1 protein-coding gene is annotated in these 3,437 nt (G+C 64.6%); it reads left to right on the top strand.

The window, feature by feature from the left end; all coding sequences use genetic code 11:
- Positions 1–2: 2 nt before the first annotated feature.
- Positions 3–3,437: pyruvate carboxylase (gene pyc / locus ATC00_RS00135; protein WP_234782217.1), on the top strand; the 3,435-nt coding region annotated here is incomplete at its 3' end.

Below are 3,437 nucleotides of genomic sequence, written 5' to 3'. Positions count from 1 at the left end.
CCATATCGAAGATCCTTGTTGCCAACCGTTCCGAAATCGCCATCCGCGTCTTCCGCGCGGCCAATGAGCTGGGGCTTAAAACGGTCGCGATATGGGCGGAGGAGGACAAGCTGGCGCTGCACCGCTTCAAGGCGGACGAGAGCTATCAGGTCGGGCGCGGCCCGCATTTGGCCCGCGACCTCGGACCGATCGAAAGCTATCTTTCGATCGACGAGGTGATCCGCGTCGCCAAGCTGTCGGGCGCCGACGCCATCCACCCGGGCTACGGGTTGCTTTCGGAAAGCCCGGAATTCGCCGAAGCCTGTGCTGAAAACGGCATCACTTTCATCGGCCCGAAGCCGGAGACGATGCGCCAACTCGGCAACAAGGTCGCCGCGCGCAACCTGGCGATCTCGATCGGCGTGCCGGTCGTGCCGGCGACCGAGCCGCTGCCGGACGATGCCGACGAAATCAAACGGCTGGCCGACGAGATCGGCTATCCGGTGATGCTGAAGGCCTCCTGGGGCGGCGGCGGCCGCGGCATGCGGGCGATCCGCGACCCGAAGGACCTGATCCGCGAGGTGACCGAGGCCAAGCGCGAGGCGAAGGCCGCCTTCGGCAAGGACGAGGTCTATCTGGAAAAGCTGGTCGAGCGGGCCCGCCACGTTGAAAGCCAGATCCTTGGGGACACGCATGGCAATGTCGTCCATCTCTTCGAGCGCGACTGCTCGATCCAGCGGCGCAACCAGAAGGTCGTCGAGCGCGCTCCGGCCCCCTATCTGACCGAGGCCCAGCGCCAGGAACTTGCCAATTATTCGCTGAAGATCGCCGAGGCGACGAACTATATCGGCGCCGGCACGGTCGAGTATCTGATGGATGCCGACACCGGCAAGTTCTACTTCATAGAGGTCAATCCGCGCATACAGGTCGAGCACACCGTGACCGAGGTCGTCACCGGCATCGACATCGTCAAGGCGCAGATCCACATCCTCGACGGCTTTGCGATCGGCACGCCGGAATCGGGCGTGCCGAAGCAGGAAGACATCCGCCTCAACGGCCATGCGCTGCAGTGCCGCATCACCACGGAAGATCCGGAGCAGAACTTCATTCCGGATTACGGCCGCATTACCGCCTATCGCGGCGCAACCGGCTTCGGCATCCGCCTCGACGGCGGCACCGCCTATTCCGGCGCGGTGATCACCCGCTATTACGATCCGCTGCTCGAAAAGGTCACCGCCTGGGCGCCGAAGCCGCACGAGGCGATCCAGCGGATGAACCGGGCGCTGCGCGAATTCCGCATCCGCGGCGTCGCCACCAACCTGACCTTCCTCGAGGCGATCATCGGCCACCCGAAGTTCAAGGACAACAGCTACACGACCCGCTTCATCGACACGACACCGGAGCTGTTCCAGCAGGTCAAGCGCCAGGACCGCGCCACCAAGCTCCTCACCTATCTCGCCGATGTCACCGTCAACGGTCACCCGGAGGCGAAGGGCCGGCCGAAGCCGAACGACGATATCGCCGCACCGGTCGTGCCGTTCATCAATGGCGAGGCGAAGCCCGGCACCAAGCAGAAGCTCGACGAGCTCGGGCCGAAGAAATTCGCCGAATGGGTGAAGGCGCAGAAACAGGTGCTGCTGACCGACACGACGATGCGCGATGGCCACCAGTCGCTGCTCGCCACCCGCATGCGCACCTATGACATCGCCCGCATTGCCGGCACCTATGCGCGGGCACTGCCGAATCTGTTCTCGCTCGAATGCTGGGGCGGCGCCACCTTCGACGTGTCGATGCGCTTTTTGACTGAGGATCCGTGGGAGCGGCTGGCGATGGTGCGCGAGGGCGCGCCGAACCTGCTGCTGCAGATGCTGCTCCGCGGTGCCAACGGCGTCGGCTACAAGAACTATCCGGACAATGTCGTCAAATACTTCGTTCGACAGGCGGCCAAGGGCGGCATCGACGTGTTCCGCGTCTTTGACTGCCTGAACTGGGTCGACAACATGCGCGTCTCAATGGACGCGGTCGCCGAGGAGAACAAGATCTGCGAGGCGGCGATCTGCTACACCGGCGATATCCTCAACTCCGCCCGGCCAAAGTACGATCTGAAGTACTACACCGATCTTGCGGCGGAACTCGAAAAGGCCGGCGCCCATATCATCGCCGTCAAGGACATGGCGGGGCTTTTGAAGCCGGCCGCCGCCCGGGTGCTGTTCAAGGCACTGAAGGAGGGGACCGACCTGCCGATCCACTTCCACACGCATGACACGTCCGGCATCGCCGCGGCGACGGTGCTGGCGGCGGTCGAGTCGGGCGCCGATATCGTCGACGCGGCGATGGATGCGCTTTCCGGCAACACCTCGCAGCCCTGCCTCGGTTCGATCGTCGAGGCGCTTTCCGGCACCGAGCGCGATCCCGGCCTGAACCCGGAATGGATCCGCCGCATCTCCTTTTACTGGGAGGCGGTGCGCCATCAATATGCGGCCTTCGAGAGCGACCTCAAGGGGCCGGCCTCGGAAGTCTACCTGCACGAAATGCCGGGCGGCCAGTTCACCAATCTGAAAGAACAGGCCCGTTCGCTGGGTTTGGAGACCCGCTGGCACGAGGTGGCGCAGGCCTATGCCGACGCCAACCAGATGTTCGGCGACATCGTCAAGGTGACGCCGTCGTCGAAGGTGGTCGGCGACATGGCGCTGATGATGGTCTCCCAGGACCTGACGGTCGCCGACGTCGAGAACCCGGCCAAGGACATCGCCTTCCCGGATTCGGTCGTGTCGATGCTGAAGGGCGATCTCGGTCAGCCGCCGGGCGGCTGGCCGGAGGCGCTGCAGAAGAAGGCGCTGAAGGGCGAGGCGCCCTATACCGCGGTGCCGGGCTCGCTGCTGCCGCCCGCCGATCTCGATCAGGAGCGCAAGACGATCGAGGAGAAGCTCGGCCGCAGCGTCGACGACTTCGAGTTCGCCTCCTACCTGATGTATCCTAAGGTCTTCACCGACTATGCGCAGGCCTGCGAGACCTATGGTCCGGTCAGCGTGCTGCCGACGCCCGCCTATTTCTACGGCATGGCGCCGGGCGAGGAGCTCTTCGCCGACATCGAGAAGGGCAAGACGCTGGTCATCCTCAACCAGGCGCAGGGCGAGATCGATGAGAAGGGCATGGTCAAGATGTTCTTCGAACTGAACGGCCAGCCGCGCTCGATCAAGGTGCCGGACCGCAACCGCGGCGCCTCCGCCGCCATCCGCCGCAAGGCCGAAGCCGGCAATGCCGCCCATCTCGGCGCGCCGATGCCAGGCGTCATCTCGACCGTCGCGGTTCACCCCGGCCAGCCGGTCAAGGCCGGCGACGTGCTGCTCTCCATCGAGGCGATGAAGATGGAAACAGCGCTGCATGCCGAAAAGGACGGCGTCGTTGCCGAGGTGCTGGTCCGGGCCGGCGACCAGATCGATGCCAAGGATCTGCTG

This window comes from Sinorhizobium americanum, from assembly GCF_001651855.1.
In the GTDB taxonomy this organism is placed as follows: Bacteria; Pseudomonadota; Alphaproteobacteria; order Rhizobiales; family Rhizobiaceae; genus Sinorhizobium; species Sinorhizobium americanum.
Note: the sequence above shows the minus strand (reverse complement) of the source record. Positions and strands in the feature narration are given on the sequence as shown.